The sequence below is a fragment of the Microcoleus sp. D3_18_C2 genome (assembly GCF_036702395.1).
Lineage (GTDB): Bacteria > Cyanobacteriota > Cyanobacteriia > Cyanobacteriales > Microcoleaceae > Microcoleus.
The window spans coordinates 131,775-147,487 of the sequence record NZ_JAUBTG010000006.1 but is presented as its reverse complement, the minus strand read 5'-3'; the positions used below and the strand labels follow the sequence as shown (position 1 = coordinate 147,487).

14 protein-coding genes are annotated in these 15,713 nt (G+C 44.5%); 7 read left to right on the top strand and 7 right to left on the bottom strand.

Annotation, left to right across the window (positions count from 1 at the left end):
• Window positions 1–8: 8 nt before the first annotated feature.
• The 5 genes from QUA88_RS06775 to QUA88_RS06755 all read right to left on the bottom strand — a co-directional run bounded on the left by QUA88_RS06775 (window position 9) and on the right by QUA88_RS06755 (window position 5,875).
• Window positions 9–977 (bottom strand): TIGR03885 family FMN-dependent LLM class oxidoreductase, encoded by a 969-nt coding sequence (locus tag QUA88_RS06775; protein WP_333053744.1) that lies wholly within the window; start codon window positions 975–977, stop codon window positions 9–11.
• A 238-nt stretch (window positions 978–1,215) separates the two neighbouring features.
• Window positions 1,216–2,070, bottom strand: coding sequence for a DUF1206 domain-containing protein (locus tag QUA88_RS06770; RefSeq protein WP_333053745.1), 855 nt, complete (start codon window positions 2,068–2,070; stop codon window positions 1,216–1,218).
• Between the two features lie 212 nt (window positions 2,071–2,282).
• Window positions 2,283–3,335, bottom strand: coding sequence for an AI-2E family transporter (locus QUA88_RS06765; RefSeq protein ID WP_333270925.1), 1,053 nt, complete (start codon window positions 3,333–3,335; stop codon window positions 2,283–2,285).
• A gap of 13 nt (window positions 3,336–3,348) precedes the next feature.
• Entirely contained in the window at window positions 3,349–4,212 is an 864-nt protein-coding gene (locus QUA88_RS06760; protein ID WP_333053747.1) for an HAD hydrolase-like protein, read from the bottom strand.
• 241 nt (window positions 4,213–4,453) lie between these two features.
• Window positions 4,454–5,875 (bottom strand): Nramp family divalent metal transporter, encoded by a 1,422-nt coding sequence (locus QUA88_RS06755; protein ID WP_333053748.1) that lies wholly within the window; start codon window positions 5,873–5,875, stop codon window positions 4,454–4,456.
• Window positions 5,876–5,944: 69 nt separating this feature from the next.
• Between QUA88_RS06755 and QUA88_RS06750 the strand changes: the two genes are divergently transcribed.
• The 7 genes from QUA88_RS06750 (at window position 5,945) to QUA88_RS06720 (ending at window position 13,489) form a co-directional block, all read left to right on the top strand.
• Window positions 5,945–6,067: a hypothetical protein gene (locus QUA88_RS06750; RefSeq protein ID WP_333053750.1), complete on the top strand. Its 123-nt coding sequence runs from the start codon at window positions 5,945–5,947 to the stop codon at window positions 6,065–6,067.
• 572 nt (window positions 6,068–6,639) lie between these two features.
• The gene (locus QUA88_RS06745) at window positions 6,640–7,500 is read left to right on the top strand and encodes a formate/nitrite transporter family protein (protein WP_333259151.1); all 861 of its coding nucleotides are present in this window, start codon (window positions 6,640–6,642) and stop codon (window positions 7,498–7,500) included.
• Window positions 7,501–7,593: 93 nt separating this feature from the next.
• Window positions 7,594–8,208 carry a hypothetical protein gene (locus QUA88_RS06740; RefSeq protein ID WP_333270920.1) on the top strand — a complete coding sequence of 205 codons (615 nt, stop codon included), beginning with the start codon at window positions 7,594–7,596 and terminating at the stop codon, window positions 8,206–8,208.
• Between the two features lie 247 nt (window positions 8,209–8,455).
• The gene (locus tag QUA88_RS06735; RefSeq protein ID WP_333211187.1) at window positions 8,456–9,496 is read left to right on the top strand and encodes a hypothetical protein; all 1,041 of its coding nucleotides are present in this window, start codon (window positions 8,456–8,458) and stop codon (window positions 9,494–9,496) included.
• Window positions 9,497–9,843: 347 nt separating this feature from the next.
• Complete coding sequence (locus QUA88_RS06730; RefSeq protein ID WP_333270917.1) at window positions 9,844–10,683, top strand: hypothetical protein; 840 nt, start codon at window positions 9,844–9,846, stop codon at window positions 10,681–10,683.
• A 185-nt stretch (window positions 10,684–10,868) separates the two neighbouring features.
• Window positions 10,869–11,435 (top strand): DUF3611 family protein, encoded by a 567-nt coding sequence (locus QUA88_RS06725; RefSeq protein WP_333053759.1) that lies wholly within the window; start codon window positions 10,869–10,871, stop codon window positions 11,433–11,435.
• A gap of 422 nt (window positions 11,436–11,857) precedes the next feature.
• On the top strand, window positions 11,858–13,489 hold the full coding sequence (locus tag QUA88_RS06720; RefSeq protein WP_333270915.1) for an alpha-amylase family protein: 1,632 nt from the start codon (window positions 11,858–11,860) through the stop codon (window positions 13,487–13,489).
• A 23-nt stretch (window positions 13,490–13,512) separates the two neighbouring features.
• On the opposite strand, the gene QUA88_RS06715 is transcribed toward QUA88_RS06720, so the two are convergent.
• Together QUA88_RS06715 and QUA88_RS06710 are read right to left on the bottom strand one after the other, a co-directional pair.
• Entirely contained in the window at window positions 13,513–14,478 is a 966-nt protein-coding gene (locus tag QUA88_RS06715) for an S-layer homology domain-containing protein (RefSeq protein WP_333270913.1), read from the bottom strand.
• A gap of 50 nt (window positions 14,479–14,528) precedes the next feature.
• Entirely contained in the window at window positions 14,529–15,452 is a 924-nt protein-coding gene (locus tag QUA88_RS06710) for a DUF2382 domain-containing protein (protein ID WP_333053762.1), read from the bottom strand.
• Window positions 15,453–15,713 lie beyond the last annotated feature (261 nt).

The window sequence follows — 15,713 nt, the reverse complement described above, 5'->3', positions numbered from 1 at the left end:
TGCCAACATCAAGTTTTTGTCAGCACTGGCACTACTTTTTCGCCAAACGCCTCAATAAACTGCTCTTGCGATCGGTTAACGTTGTGCAAAATTAGTTCATCAAACCCCAATTCCATATCTTGTTGCAACCACTCAATATGCTGCTCTTGGTCTGCCGAAATGCGGACGTGTTGATATAACTCCTCTGGTTGCACAAACTCCCCGGCCGCATCAAATTGATCGGGTGTTATCAGTTCTGTCAGCATTTTACTTTTGAAGATATTACTACGCCATTGATGATGAGCGCCTTGTAGTGCTTTCTCTGCATTACTGTTATAGGAAAGCTGCACTTTCAAAATCATTGGTTTCCCTTCTCCGCCACCGCGACGAAACGCATCGACGACTTTTTTTAACTTTTCAGGTGGGCGAGAAGTAGTAATTAATCCATCTGCCCAACTGCCCACCCATTCTGCGGTTTCTGGCGTAACTGCGGCGCCGATAATTAATGGGAGAATTTCCGGGCGGGTATAGAGTTTTGCATCTTCTACGCACACTAAACCGCGATGGGTGACGGTTTCTCCTGCCCAAAGGGCGCGGATAATATCGACACATTCTTTGAGGCGCGCGTTGCGATCGCTCTTAGTAGGCCACTTATCCCCAGTAATATGTTCGTTCAACGCTTGACCGCTGCCAACCGTTAGCCAAAAACGATTGGGAAACATTTCTCCCAACGTTGCCGCAGCTTGGGCAATAATAGCCGGATGATACCGCTGTCCGGGAGCGCAAACAACCCGATAGGAAAGCCTCGCCGTTGCTTGCATTGCTGCACCCAACCAAGACCAAGCAAAACCACTTTGTCCTTGCGCTTCACTCCAAGGATGAAAGTGATCGGAAGAAAGGGCATGGGTAAAGCCAGCTTGTTCTGCCATTTGGACATATTTCAGCAGTTCGCTGGGCTTAAACTGTTCGTGGGAAGCATGATAACCAATTTTTGCCATAAGTTTTTAGGAGTTTTGAGTACAGTAGGGGCGGTGCCAAGAGTGCCCGCCCTGAGTTTTGAGTACAGGGCGGTGCCAAGAGTGCCCGCCCTGAGTTTTGAGTTAAAATATCCAGACTTAAAAGCAGGTGATTTAATCAGGACGCCTTGTAAAAGTTTTGAGCTTTGAGTTAGATAAGTTTTTAATTCAAAAAAATTGTTGTACTCAAAATTCATAACTTTCTGCATAACGGGCAAGCTTATGAACCGAAAATTCGCCGATAGCGAGCTTCAATTACCGAGTAGATGCCATAGGCAATTAAACCCAAAGGTACTAGAGCCAAAATCACTGGACTAAAAGGCTGTTGTGCCACAATTCCCAACACATCGCCCAATCCTTTCGTTTGACTGGCATCCGATAGCCTTGCTGCTTGAATTAAGAAAAAACCGATTATAACGAAAACAACTCCACGGGCAGCAATTCCGAATCGACCCAACCGTGTCGCCCAAGTTTGCTCGGTTTGGCTCATTTCATTTAGCTTGAAATGGCGGCGAAATTTGGCTTTATATGCTTGGTAGAAATAAGAAAAACCGACACCAATAACAATTGAGCCTGCCAATCCTACCAGCCATTCTCCAAACGGTTGCGCTAAAATTTGGGCTGTCAAATCTTCGGTTGTATCGCTCTTACCGCCGCCGCCTGAACCCATTATCAGTTTTACAGCCGTTAAAGCTAAACCTGCGTAAGCTAAAGCACTTAAGGCGTAGCCAATGCGTTGGGCAATTCGCTTGGCATCCATTTTCTGTCCTTGGTTTTCTGGGTCGAGAATTGCCTGAACGATACGCAAAAGGGCATAACCAATAATGCCAATCGTTACAAGAAATAGCAGAAATTTACCGAAGGGTTGGTTAACAATTTCTGATAATGCACCGCTAGTATCGGTTGTCCGGCCGCCCATACTGAAGACGGCTTGTGCTGCTAAAAAACCGACAATAAAGTAAACTAAGCCTTTGGAAGCATATCCCAATCTTGCCAGTCGCTCAAACCAGGGATGAGAAGCTGCCTGTCCAATTGAGTCTTTAATGCTGTCGGTGGGTGAGTTGTCCCGTTTCATATTTTTTGACAATTTAGTTGTTAACGACTGCTGCCATACCCAATAGTGCATTCCTGTCCAGCTAACTGAGTTCTTAAACAGATAATTTATGTGATTATTTATTAATTTAAAGATTAGCTTGTTTAGATTTTTTTAAAATCTGTCTTGAGCGGGAGTCTCATCGGTTGATTGAGTAATAAATTTCACATTTATTGGGCTTGACAAATATAGCTTTAGGGGCTATGAGATGGCTTCCATGATGGAGGAGTCTGCCAGCGGTCTAGTATATCTTTGATTAAAACTTCTTTAACCCAAATTTGAATAACAATTAGAATTGGTAGCGCTAAAAATAATCCCAAAAAACCAAAGAAAAATCCGAATGCTGTCACGAGAGCTAAGGTGTAAGCGGGAAGCAGAGATACCTGCTTTTCCATAATGATAGGTGTGACCAAGTTGCCTTCAATTTGTTGAATTAGGAAATAAAGCAACAACACCGCGCCTGCTTTTGAAGGCGAATCTAATAAAGCCAGCAGCAACGGTGGAATTACGCTTAAAATTGCGCCCATATAGGGAATTAAGGCTAATATGAATGCCAGAAGCCCGTTCACAAAAGGCAGGGGAACTTGCAAAACCAACAAACCAATAATGCTCGTAATACCAATAAAACTCATGCTTAATGCAACGCCGGCCAACCAACCCATTAAACCCTCTTCGCATTTTGAGAGAATTTCATCGGCTCGCTGACGGTAAAAAGCCGGAAAAAGGCTGATAATTGCGTGGCGGTATGGCATCGGATTTACCAGAAGCATGATTGTCAAAACGGTAATTAATAAGGTATTGATAATCAAGGTTAGATAGTTGGAAAACCACAGATAAATATGCGAACTTGTCCACCGAAAAAGCGTTTTAATTTCTTGGGTTAAATCGTCAATACTGGGAAGGTTATCAACTATTTGTCCGGGTAATCTTGCTTGCAACCAATTGCTCCAAAGTCGCAGTTGTTCTATTCCTAGCGGGACGAGTTCGGACAACTCTTGAAATTGATTGCTCAGGCGCGTTACGATGAGAGTTAGCAAGACAGCGCTCGCTGTGACTAGAATCGCCGCTGCTAAGGCGATCGCCACTCCCCGCTTCGCACCCGACTGCTGCAATCTTCGCACTAAACGGTTGAGAGCGATCGCTAAAATTACGGCGGTAAAAAACAGTAAAACAATCGTTCTAATTTTCCACAAAATATAGAGCGAGGCTACCAAAGCAAAAAAACCGATCCACTTTCCTAAACCCACAACAAAAGCCTCTCTATTCACCAACACTTAACTGGAGCAGGGAGATTTTTTTGGCTAAACTTTCTACAGCGAGAGTGAGCGATCGCATCAATTCCGAATCCTCACTGTATTCTGCAGAAGCCAAATTCATCAGCCGCTGACTTTGGCTAATTTCTATTTCCTGGCTCCAATCTTGTGCGGTACTATCTTTATAAACCCCAATCGTTATTCCCTGTTGTTCATTCAAAAGCGAAAAACAAGGAATATCTGATGCCCCATCACCCACATAAATGACTTGTGTTAGCGGGATGTGCAATTCTTCCGCCGGAACATCCCGATAAACAAATGTTTTGCCATCGTCTTTTGGATTGTTGTCAACGCCTTTGGCAAGTTGAAACAAATAGCGAGTTTTTTCCGTGTGAGTTACAATTTTTTTGACAAACTCAATCTCGCCCTCTTTACCATAATGGAACTCGCAACCCCACATCGCCTTAAACTTGGGGGCGATGCAATTATTACGGGCAATTTCCACCATGCCGCAGCTAATTATATAAAATTCAACTTCCACTTTGGGGTTGATTGCATAAGCGCTTTGGCGTAGGCGATCGAACATTTCTGCAACGCCATCAAAGGGCGCTAATTTTTTCCCAAAATTTGCTATATATTCCTGGGTTATTTTGTTCCCTTGACGCTTAGATTCCTCGATAATTGCGTAAAATCTGGCTAGAATATTGTCCCAACCGCTATCAATTAAAGGTTGAATTCGCTCGCGACGAAAGGCGAGGGCATCAATATTGAGACTTTCTAACAGACTATCGACGGTATCCGGGACAAGGGTATCGTCGAAGTCAAACACGACGGCGATATAGTTAGATAAAGGTTTGGTTGCGAGAGTCATAACAATTTGAAAGTGAAGGTTAACTAACAACAGCAACTTGATAGTTGCGATTTTCCCAATTTTGGGAAATAGTTCCCAAACAGGTAAAGTGTAAAAACTGAGATATTGCACCAATGTCAATAATGGGATTTTTCGTGGAGTCGGGCGGGTTTATTTAACCTGTTTGCAAGCTTTAAGACTATTGGTGAACCCGCCCCTACAGATCCGGCACGAATGCTGTAATATCTGAGAAAAACACTGTTTAACTTCCTCCTCCACTCGTGCCAATTATCCCGGTCAGTTGTAAAAGATAGATAACTGCAAAGCAGGCAAAAAAGATCCCTGCAATTACCGTTCCACCCCAGATAAACTTCGAGGGTCGCAATTCCTTGGGCAGCATTCGATGATTCACATAAAGCGTTAATCCAGTCACAATGGGAATGTGAGCTGCTTCAATGCCTCCAGCCATTTGTAACAAGGAAACGGGTTCGCCGAAAATCAGATAAATCGCAATGGGTAACGCAGCTAACAGCACTATAATATAAAATCGCTGCAAAAATTTTTCATTCGTCCAGCGACCCTGCACGCCAAATCCTTGCAGTAAAATTTGCGTGCCATCGGCAAACATCCGCCCAAAGCCATCTTGGACTGAAAGCGTGGTGCTACAAAAAGTAATAAAAACAATTGCCACCATAAACCAAAAGCCAAATGGCCCCCAAAGGTTGCCTAGCAAACTACCCAAAATTTCTGCTACTTGTTGTTCTTTTGGCACTAATCCTTGGGGACGCAACAACTCGCCACCGAGAATCAAAAAAGCGAGTGCCGCTAACAGCGCACCCACGACTGCTAAGGTGTTGGAGAAACTCATTAAAGTCACCCAACCCTGCAACCTTTTTACTTGTTCGTGGCTGATTTGATCAAAATCAAGGGGTTGTTCTTGTTTGAGGGAAGCAGCACCGTATCCTCTGGCTTCCACCCAATAGGAATACCACATCAATCCTGCTGCCCCTGCTAGCATAAAACCCAGCCAAGGTAGGATTTCTTGATATTGCACGTTTTGGGGAATTTGAGGTACTAACCCCGCTGCGAATTGTCGAAGGTTGGGAAAAACAAAAATCGCCGCGGCTACCACGGCCAACGTGCGGCCGATGCCGATAATTGAGGAAATTTTTTCAACAACTTTATACTGCCCCATGAACACAATTGCTGCCGTCACAGCGATAATAATCACCGTCCAAAGTTTAACTGTTCCTCCTGTTACTAGAATCAGTGCTGTAGCGGCGGCACCTGCAAGTCCGGCAACTGTGGAAATTGCTACTACCACCTGCGGCAATAAAATCAGCCAAATCGTCCAATTTTTCGGTCCAGGAATTTGCTTAAAACCTTCTAAAATTGTTGCACCCGTACAAACCGAAAACCGCCCGACTTCGTTGTTGATAAACCACTTGAGGATAACAGCCGCTAGCAGCGCCCACAACAGCGAGTAGCCGTAAAGTGCTGCAATTCGAGGTGTAAATAGTAACTCACCAGAACCAGCAGCCGACAGCATCCATAAAAAACTCGGCCCCAACCATTTAAAGCGATCCCAACCCTCTGGTGGCTGCGGGATTTGTTGATTTGTATTTTCACCCTGTTGGTTAGTTATTTGTGCAGAAGAACTGCGATCATCGCTATCTCTATTCATTGTTATTACTAGATTAGTAACTGGTCAACACCGATCGATTTACCCACGATTTATGGTGAGGTTGAAATTGTGGATTTTCATATTCCGGTGCTTCACACTTCGTTAAAACGACGCTTGCTGGTGGCTTTTCCCCAAAGCCCGATTAAACCAAAGACAATTGCGATCGCCAGCAAAAACGTTACATTGAACTGAATGTCAAAGCCACTTGCATGATTGTGCCAACGTAAAACTCACCGCAGGTCTTTGCCAATTGCAAATGAGGGTACGCGCAAAGCCAAAAAAACTGCTGCTAGTCCCAAAAAAACGGCAATCTCCACGACGAATGCGATCGCACTCAGGCTTGACTAGGTTCTCAAATTTGAGAGAGGAGTTTTCCTTCCCAATTACAGCGATCGAACCAGCTAGAAGCCTCCACAATCGCATTCGTGGTTGAATTTTTGAATGGGTCAGGTTTTCTTGTACTCAAGGAATTAATTTTGTACAAAGATGCCTCCTAACACTGCCACTCTTACATTTTCACCCTACACCTCTGTATGGCAAAGATTGTGCAAAATTAAAGCAAATAGCGGAATATCTTACTTAAGATATATTGCTTTTACATTCAATTTTAAAATCACCAAACTTAAGATAGATGTTGCACAACTATTTTTTCTCTACAGACACTTTTTAGAAAAACCCAAAGCTCATTCTCAGGTTAGGCGCGTCGCTATTGTTTAGTTTGTATGCTGAGAACTACGAAGTTCATATAATTTAACAAGAGCGAGATGACACAAAATAGCGATCGAGCCAGCCAAGCAATAGAATTGCTGGGTCAACAAAAGTTGGAACTAAGCGATCGCGATCGTGAAGAGATCATTGAGCGAATCCGTCCCACTGCCTTAATCATTCACGAAACGATTAGGATTGAGGGTGAAAGTGAGTTGTTGCGTCCAGTTTCAGCCCTAGCTTGGTCTGGATTAGCTGCAGGACTATCTATGGGATTTTCCCTAGTGGCTCAAGGTGTACTCCAAGCAAATTTACCGCAGCAATCTTGGAGTTCCATCATTGTCAGCCTTGGGTACAGTATCGGCTTTGTCATTGTGGTGATGGGGCGTCAGCAGTTGTTCACTGAAAATACCCTGACTGTCATTCTGCCTTTGTTAAACGATCGCAGACCCAAAGTTTTTATGCGAGTGCTGCGATTATGGGGAATTGTGTTAGCAAGCAATTTGTTAGGTGCATTCATATTTGCCTCAATAGTTGCACAGGTTGGAGTCTTCCCGCCTGAAATTCAAACAGCGTTTGGCGAAATAGGTTTAAGAGTTATCGATGGAGGATTTTGGATAACTTTATTGCGGGCAATCTTTGCGGGTTGGTTAATTGCTTTAATGGTGTGGCTTCTCCCCGCCGCTGAGTCTTCCCAACTGTGGGTAATTGTTATCATCACTTCCCTGGTTGGGCTAGGTGAATTTCCTCATATTATTGCCGGATCGGTGGAAGTTTTCTATGCAGTGGCAATTAAAGCTGTTTCGTGGCCCGAATATTTTGGCAAATTCATGATACCTACCCTAATTGGTAATATTTTAGGCGGAGTTACCTTAGTGGCTGCCTTAAACCATGCCCAAGTTGCTCAAGATGACCTCTAGAAATTGAGCTAAAATAAACCACATTAAGGGCATGGAGAACCCCGATTTCTCTAAGAAGTCGGGGATGTGCGATCTTAAGATAGAAGGAGAGTGATGATGACTACAAACTGGCGTGGCTATCGAGTTGCAGCTTGGGTAGGACAGGCGTTATTAACAATAGCAGTAATAGCTGCTCTGAGTCAGGGAAAATGGCAAAATGCCTTGGGGTTAGCCTTATTCTTAGTAGCATCCCTGGCGTTTGTGGTGATGGAGGATCGCTTGCCAACGCTGTTTGATTTCCTGTTTGTGCTTGCTGCCTTACTCAACGCCGGAGGCTGGGTCTTGGGGCTGTTTTACCAACCGGGACCTTATGATGAAATTGTTCATGCTTTCACGACTTTTGCCGTGACTTTAGCATTGAGTTTTTTAGCATACAGTTCAATGCTGACTATTTTTCGCAACCATAAACTGCTGTACTTGCTAACAATAACCAGTTTTGGGATTGCGATTGGTGCTTTGTGGGAAGTTGCCGAGTGGACGGCTGGTATTGTTCTCTCAACCGAAGTGATTGAGAGTCTGGATGATACGATTATTGATTTAATTATGGATAGTTTGGGAGCTGCAATAGCTGCCATAACGGGCTTATGGACGTTGCAAGAATGGATGCGCCCCAGTGCGACAGTGGGGAATCAAGCATCTATCGCCAATAGTCCGAGCGATCGCACTTAACTGAACTGAAAGGAATATTATCATTTTTTCTTCAATCATCTTTCATCAGATAGATATTTTCTTATTGCCTCCGACAGATGGCAAGCTTTGGAGACTTGAGGTTAAATGGATATATAAGCAACATTTTGAAAGAATGTAGAACGTAGAACACAGACAATCGACCTTGAGCCAAAGTAAATTTTTAATAATTTAAATTTTCTTTTCACATTACTGCAAGAGGTTGGTTGTTGCGATTTAGGAGGATTTTATGAAAATAAAATCATTTTCAACGGCAATTGGACTGGTTCTGTTGGGTTCAACCATTTATTTACCGGAAATTGCCCTAGCTAGCGCCAAACCCTCTATCCAAGTAGCTCAACGAAGAGTAGTCGGCTCGGATATAGACAGTTTTACCGCGTATCCAGTACAGCGATTAGATCCGGGAACTCAACTCTTTTTCGTGCTGCGAGGAACCCCGTATTCTAGAGCTACCTTGACTATCCCAAATGCAGTGCAAAATCTGCCGATGCGGGAGGTTCAACCCGGAGTTTACGAGGCAAACTACATGATTCGCGAGGGCGATCGTATTTCCGAAAATACAGTTGTGCGGGCAAATTTGCAACAAGGCGATCGCATCAGCAGCACCCGCTTGCAACAACCTCTAGTAGCTGGTTATAGCGATCGCCGCTTTCAATCTTTGTCTATTAACCGCTTCACTGCTCAATCCGTACCGCAGTTAGAGCCGGGAACCACGCTCAATTTCAAATTGCTCGGCACTCCCAACGCTACAGCTAATTTCTCCATTGAAGGAGTTGCTTATAACATTCCCATGCGGGAAGAATCCAACGGCGTTTACACAGGGGAATATACGATCCGCAGCCAAGATTATTTCCCCCCTGCAGGTGCGGCGGTTACTGCTAGTTTGCAGTCGGGAAATCAAGTTATTCGTTCCCGTTTAGATCGAGAACTAATTGCTGGCGATGATGGCAGTTCCAACACTGCCGAAATCCCGCTAGAAATTATCACTCCCGAAGAAAATGCTCGCGTCAGCGGGACGGTTGAAGTGGAAGGACGCAGCGCCCCAAATGCGACAGTTAATGTCAACGTTCAGGCTACCTCTTCTGTGGCAGGTTTATTTGGAGTTGAACGAAATATCCTCGAACGCACAATTCGGGCGGATGAACAAGGTAAATTCAGCTTTGCTTTTAAGCCGACCATTTCTTTACCAGGAACCCGATACGAGGTGAATCTCACTTCTAGCAGAGGCGATCGCACCAGCGAAGAAACTTTGGTACTGTTTCAAAATTGAGCGGTGACTCGCGACTATTTGCCCGCGCAAAATCGGGCACACCTGACTAAATTTGAAAGATTCCATCAGGAGATATCTATGTATCAACTAAAAAATCCCTGAAAAAAAACGCCAGGGATATTACAAATCATCTCTGGCAGTTTATTAATCGGTATGCCAACCATGCCTCTTGTTGCATCAGCAACTCCTCAGATGAAACGACTAAATAGGATGGCAATTAAGGAGTTTTAAGAGTTCACCCTGACGGTCAAGTGTTTTTGAATTAGGTTATAAAAAGACCCGGTTTTGAGTACGAATTCTGTAGCTTCATCAACAAAATAAACAGAAAAAATCAAGGAGGTTTTTCAATGGTTAATAATCGTTTGAACAATTCCACTCAAAAGCTCTCGAATGCTAAGGGAGGAGCGATCGCCCTCGCACTAGCAGCTATCCTGCTTCCGGCTTGTACTACCCCACAGCGACAAGCAACGGCACCTGCACCTGCACCTGCAACACCCGGTACGGTTCCCACGACAACCGAGAATGTGGTTGATAACACAGCACAACTGCTTGGCAAAACTGTGACCATCAGAAGCGAACCAGTCAAAAAATTGGGGCCATCGACCTTTACAGTTAGCGATAAGGAGTTTTTTAGCACCGAATCGATTTTGGTTGTCAATGCCACCGGCAAGCCCTTTGTGCTGCCGACTGAATCAGATCAAGAAGTTCAAGTAACAGGAACAGTTCGCAATTTTGTCCTTGCAGATATTGAGCGCGAGTACAAATTAGGCTTAGAGCCAAACTTGTACGCTGAGTACGAAAGTAAACCTGCGATCGTTGCACAATCGATGGCGCTAGCCCCCACACCGGGTGAACTCACCTCAAACCCCCAAAAATACTACGGCAAGACACTGGCGGTGAGCGGTGAAGTCGAAAGCCTCAGAAGTCCAAACTCGTTCACTTTGGATGAAGACAAATTAATTGGCGGACAAGACTTGTTAGTGATACACACAGTTCCAAAACCAACCGTGCAAGAAGGTGAGAAGGTTGCCGTAACCGGCGAGTTGCGTTCGTTTGTCGTCGCTGAACTTGAGCGGGACTACGATCTGCAATGGGATTTGACCTTGAAGCAGAAGCTAGAAGCCGAGTATACCAACAAACCTGTCTTAGTTGCTACAGGAGTATATCCGTCAGCCATTCCTCAGTAACCAATACACCTCTCTCATAACTACTGCGGGGAGTAGGGGTTAGGCATCCTGTCCTGCCCTTAACCGAGTTTTCTGCAGAAGTCTAATAGCTAACCACCAGGCGATCGCTTGCGACAGGAAGACAAGCAGAACCTCTTTCTTACCTCGTTTATTTTGATGCTCAATTCAGCAATAAGGTGGATATAATGAATCAACCAGAATCCGTGCCGCAACCGCTGACCCAAAGCGAATTCGTCGCAACTTTTCGCTTGTTTAGTAGATTTAGCTTCTGGATACAGTTATTCTTGGGTGCTGTTTCCGGCATTGTTTTATTATTTGCTATGTTGGGTCGCAACATGGGCGAACAAACCAATAATGCAGGTATTGGTTTCGGGGTAGTTTTAGCAATAGTGGGCCTGTTATTGCTGGCGTTTAGAATATTTTGGGATTTTCGCTATCGGCTTTTAGGCCGACTTTTGCACGCCGAAAATTCCCAGGTATATCCCAGCAAAGAACATATTACTCACACCTTACGGATTGGATTAGTTTCTAGTTTGGTGGGGGTATTAATCGCGTTTGTCGCATCTGAAGAAACAGTGGCTGTAGTCCTAGCAAAAACTCTGAGTCAACCGCAAGCGCTCGCAGCTTATACGCCAGAAAATGTGATTCGTTCTCTAGATATTTTTGTGACGATGGCCAACGTCAATCTGATTGGCGCTCACTTTTTTGGAGCTGTTACTTCTCTTGGGTTACTCAATTGGGTAGAAGAGTAGTTGGCACCATGGGCGATCGCTAAAGGCAAACACAACTTCTATGTCCTTATGATTGACAAGGCCTGGCCGATTTAACTAAGGTTGGTGGCGAAAGCACTGCCTTGGCTCCCAGAGAGCGAAGACAGTGCAGCTACAAGCTAAACAAGTTGGCTATTTGCATGAACATCTAATCGGAAATAGCGATCGCTCCTGCTAATGGTAGTCAGTCTGAGCAACCATTTTTTTTCGTAATTGATTTATTATAGCGACAGATATTTCATCGAGCTTGAGATGGATAGATTTTGAATCTGGACAAACAAAACTTAGGCTCATATTCCTAAAAATGAGCTATATCGGTGGCATTCAGCTTCCTAAATAGCCCTGTGGCAGGGTTTCTGAACAAAGCCATTTCCAACAGTTTCTCTATTAAGAAATTTACTGCAATGAAAGACCTCTGGTATAAAAACGCAATTGTCTACTCCCTCGATGTTGAAACCTTCATGGACTCGGACGGCGATGGTGTCGGCGACTTTCAAGGACTGATCGACCGTCTAGACTATTTATCCGCGCTAGGAATTACTTGTTTGTGGTTGCTGCCGTTTTATCCTTCCCCTAACCGGGACAATGGTTACGACGTGATGGATTACTACAACATTGATCCGCGACTGGGAACCCTGGGAGATTTTGTCGAGTTCATGCACCAAGCAAGGGAACGAGGCATTCGCGTACTGATCGATATGGTAGTAAATCATACGTCCAATCAGCATCCTTGGTTTGTGGCAGCCAAAAGCGATAAAAACTCCAAGTATCGCGATTACTATGTGTGGTCAGAAAATCCACCCAAAACTGATCCAGAACAACTGATATTTCCCGATGTCGAGGACAGTATTTGGGAGTACGATGAACAAGCAAAAGCTTACTATTTGCATCACTTCTATAAAGAACAGCCAGATTTGAATATTGGCAATCCGGCGGTACGAGAAGAAATCTGCAAAATTATGGGTTTCTGGCTAGAACTGGGCGTGTCTGGATTTCGCATTGATGCTGTTCCGTTTTTAATTGAAGGAATTGGCATCGAAGGTGCAGACCCCGAAAAGCTGCGAGGTTTCTTGGAAGAAATGAGAGATTTTGTGTCATCGCGTCAGGGTGATGCTGTGTTGCTGGCAGAAGCAAATGTCGATCGCGAGCAAATTTCTATCTACTTTGCTAAGGGCGACAGAATGCACATCCTGTTCAACTTTTTGCTGAACCAGCATCTGTTTTTGGCCCTGGCGCGTCAAGAATCCACAGCATTGCGCGAGGGACTAAAAACCTTACCGGATATTCCTGATATTTGTCAGTGGCTTAATTTTGTGCGCCACCATGATGAACTGACGCTAGATCGCATTACTTCATCGGAACGAGAGGAAATTTTTGCAGCGTTTGCCCCTGAGAAAACTATGCAAATTTTCGGGCGCGGGATTCGTCGCCGCTTACCACCGATGATGGGAGGATCTCGTCGCCGGATTGAACTTGTCTACAGCTTGCTTTTCACCCTGCCTGGTACACCCATGCTGCGCTATGGGGAAGAAATTGGCATGGGGGATGACCTTTCGCTGGAAGGTAGAGACAGCGTTCGCACGGTGATGCAATGGTCAGATGCAGCGAATGGTGGCTTCTCGACGGCTGCAACTGATACTCTTGCCAGACCTGCGATCGCCAACGGAGAATACGGTTACAAACAAGTCAATGTCGTCGCAGCGCAGCGCGATCCTGGCTCATTAATTAACTGGATGGAACGTGCAATCAGCATCCGCAAGCAATGTCCTGAGTTGGGTAGGGGCAAGTGGCACCTTCTGGAAACCGACTGTCCCTCGGTGTTAGCCCACTGCTGCGACTGGGAAGGCAGGACGGTGATTGCTGTCCACAATCTCGCCGACAAACCTTGTACCGCTACGCTCAAATCTAACGAATACAGCAATCTGTGCGACTTATTTGGCGATCGGCTCTATGAATCTCTCGATGCCGAATCGCCATCTATTCCCTTAGAAGCCTACGGCTATCGCTGGTTTCGAGTCAATCGAATCCAGGGGTAAAAAAGTTAATGTTGAGGGAAGAACTAGCGACGTGGGCTCGTAGGAATGTACTTAGCAGTATTCTTGTCTGGAAGCGGTTGTATCTGACCTTGATTGACCAAAGCTTGATGAATTAGGGCAGTAGCACTACCCCGACTCAGCAACTCGTTCGGATTAAGAGCTCTGGGATCTGGATAGTTGACCACTATCTTTGCCTTTGTCGCTGCTGCCACTGGCTCAACCGCATATTTAGGAAGTTTATCGGCATCTTTATAGTACGAATTGAGAAAATCTAATGCCGAATTTTTAGCAGGCGCAGTTGCAGCTTTTGTCGTTGTTGGTGGAACAGTCTTAGCCGATTTAGATGCGGGCGCAGCCGCAGGCTGCAGCCTTGCGACTACAGGTAATAACGGCTGCATCAAAACAGTCGCTGCGAGGGGAAATGCCAAACGGTTCCTAGCAATTCGACGTTTATTTACTGGAGTTTGCCTTGCTGGAGTTGCAGCAGATCGATCGGTTTTGACAACAGGGGGATTGTAATCCATATTTAAACCCCTCATTAACACAACTAATGCTTGTGCCTTAGTCAAGGACTGCTTCGGACGAAACTCATTTCCGGGAAAATCATTCATAAATCCCGTTTCATAAGCTTCTTGAATCGGAGTTTCTGCCCAGTAGTTTTTAGGCACATCCTTAAAGTAACTTCCACTCGGTATCTTTCTAACGCTGGCTCGATTAAAAGCTTGGCGGATCATCGCCGAAAATTCATCCCGATCCACAGCCTGTTTGGGTCTAAAAGTTCCGTCTAGATATCCGGTAACAATCTCTTTTTCAGCTAAGGAATCAATAAACGGACGCGCCCAGTAATTCGGCGGTACATCAGGAAATTTCGATTTAGCTTGTTGAGCAGCAACTTGCTGGGAACTTAGCACAAAGCCAGTGCCACTGACACTAACGGCTAAAGCTAAAAATGCTACGCTGATTGATGGTAAATGCCTGCGAGTAGACATGATAAATTTCCTCCTGATTTTTGCATTTTTAACGATACTCTTTGGCTGAGTTAAAGCGGATTACGTTTTTTTCTATCCGATTCCCATTCTGTTTTTACAACATCTAACTCTTCGCGACGTACTGTGTCTGTTGCCTCAACCGTATCTTGCTCAACTTCTTTTCTGATTTGCACTTCCTCGCGCACGAACGCTTGCTTTTTGATATTGACGGTTTCTTCGTAGATTTCCAAATGTGCCATTTCTTCTTGATTGAAGGCGGTATCTGGAGTTACGCGACTCCCTACATATTCGGGAGTTGTGTGCTCAATCACAACTCGCTCTTTTTCTACAGGAACTTCCAGTTGTACCGTTTTGGTCTCAACTTGTTTGCCAATTATTACCTCGCCTGTTTTGCGACGGGTTTTATCTGCAACTAATCGTTCTTCGTACAGTTTGAGTTTTTGATGATCCTGTTCGTTCATCTGATACAATTGGGGCTCTCGCTCGTAAGTATAGGTATCCCGGTCATAAGCAGGATTACTAGCTTGAGGCAAGACAGAATGCGTTGTAGAAACTGGAACGGGTGCTTCTAAAGGTAATGATGCTTCTACTGGTACAGACGCTTCTACTGTTGAAGTTCGATAAATACCCCGCACTTGTTCTTCATAATCGTAATCAACTGCCATCCCATGCTCATACCTGGGTAGTTTTTCCACTTTGTCTTTACTCTGCAAACCTGTAGCGTAAACACGCCGCCCATTAAAATCAATGTGACAAAGAGCGATGGGAAGTAAAACTTTTTTGTCAAAAATCCAAGAACCAGTCTCTACCACAAAATAGCGGCAACGTCCTGTCTCATCTACCAGCACAGTATCGATCGTGCCAATTTTATCATCGGTACTTCCGCCATACACATCCAGCCCTTTGATATCATCGTCCTCAAAAGCGGCTTGGCGGTAGTTGGGATTAAAATCCTCAATTTTGTAAAGTAACATTGTTGTTTCCTGTACTATCTACATCAACTTGTGTACCTACTTTAGATAGATATCAGGTCTAATACTTCCTTCTTATGAATGATTCAGCAAATTGAGAATCATCAAAATAGCGATAATTTTTTATATTTTTCTATCTTTAGGTAGATGAATTTAGGATTCCTGTACTCAAAAGGGTGAATTTATCTAATCATTCGTAGGTTGGGTGGAGCGAACCTACAACGTTTCTGCCAGCAAATATCACAAGGATTTATTAGGTTTTAT

What these genes read in the sequence shown, in the direction of transcription:
- QUA88_RS06755 (WP_333053748.1), bottom strand. Translation starts at nt 5,875, where the DNA reads ATGAATAGAGATAGCGATGATCGCAGTTCTTCTGCACAAATAACTAAC.
- QUA88_RS06720 (WP_333270915.1), top strand. Translation starts at nt 11,858, where the DNA reads ATGAAAGACCTCTGGTATAAAAACGCAATTGTCTACTCCCTCGATGTT.
- QUA88_RS06760 (WP_333053747.1), bottom strand. Translation starts at nt 4,212, where the DNA reads ATGACTCTCGCAACCAAACCTTTATCTAACTATATCGCCGTCGTGTTT.
- QUA88_RS06725 (WP_333053759.1), top strand. Translation starts at nt 10,869, where the DNA reads ATGAATCAACCAGAATCCGTGCCGCAACCGCTGACCCAAAGCGAATTC.
- QUA88_RS06735 (WP_333211187.1), top strand. Translation starts at nt 8,456, where the DNA reads ATGAAAATAAAATCATTTTCAACGGCAATTGGACTGGTTCTGTTGGGT.
- QUA88_RS06715 (WP_333270913.1), bottom strand. Translation starts at nt 14,478, where the DNA reads ATGTCTACTCGCAGGCATTTACCATCAATCAGCGTAGCATTTTTAGCT.
- QUA88_RS06730 (WP_333270917.1), top strand. Translation starts at nt 9,844, where the DNA reads ATGGTTAATAATCGTTTGAACAATTCCACTCAAAAGCTCTCGAATGCT.
- QUA88_RS06710 (WP_333053762.1), bottom strand. Translation starts at nt 15,452, where the DNA reads ATGTTACTTTACAAAATTGAGGATTTTAATCCCAACTACCGCCAAGCC.
- QUA88_RS06770 (WP_333053745.1), bottom strand. Translation starts at nt 2,070, where the DNA reads ATGAAACGGGACAACTCACCCACCGACAGCATTAAAGACTCAATTGGA.
- QUA88_RS06740 (WP_333270920.1), top strand. Translation starts at nt 7,594, where the DNA reads ATGATGACTACAAACTGGCGTGGCTATCGAGTTGCAGCTTGGGTAGGA.
- QUA88_RS06775 (WP_333053744.1), bottom strand. Translation starts at nt 977, where the DNA reads ATGGCAAAAATTGGTTATCATGCTTCCCACGAACAGTTTAAGCCCAGC.
- QUA88_RS06745 (WP_333259151.1), top strand. Translation starts at nt 6,640, where the DNA reads ATGACACAAAATAGCGATCGAGCCAGCCAAGCAATAGAATTGCTGGGT.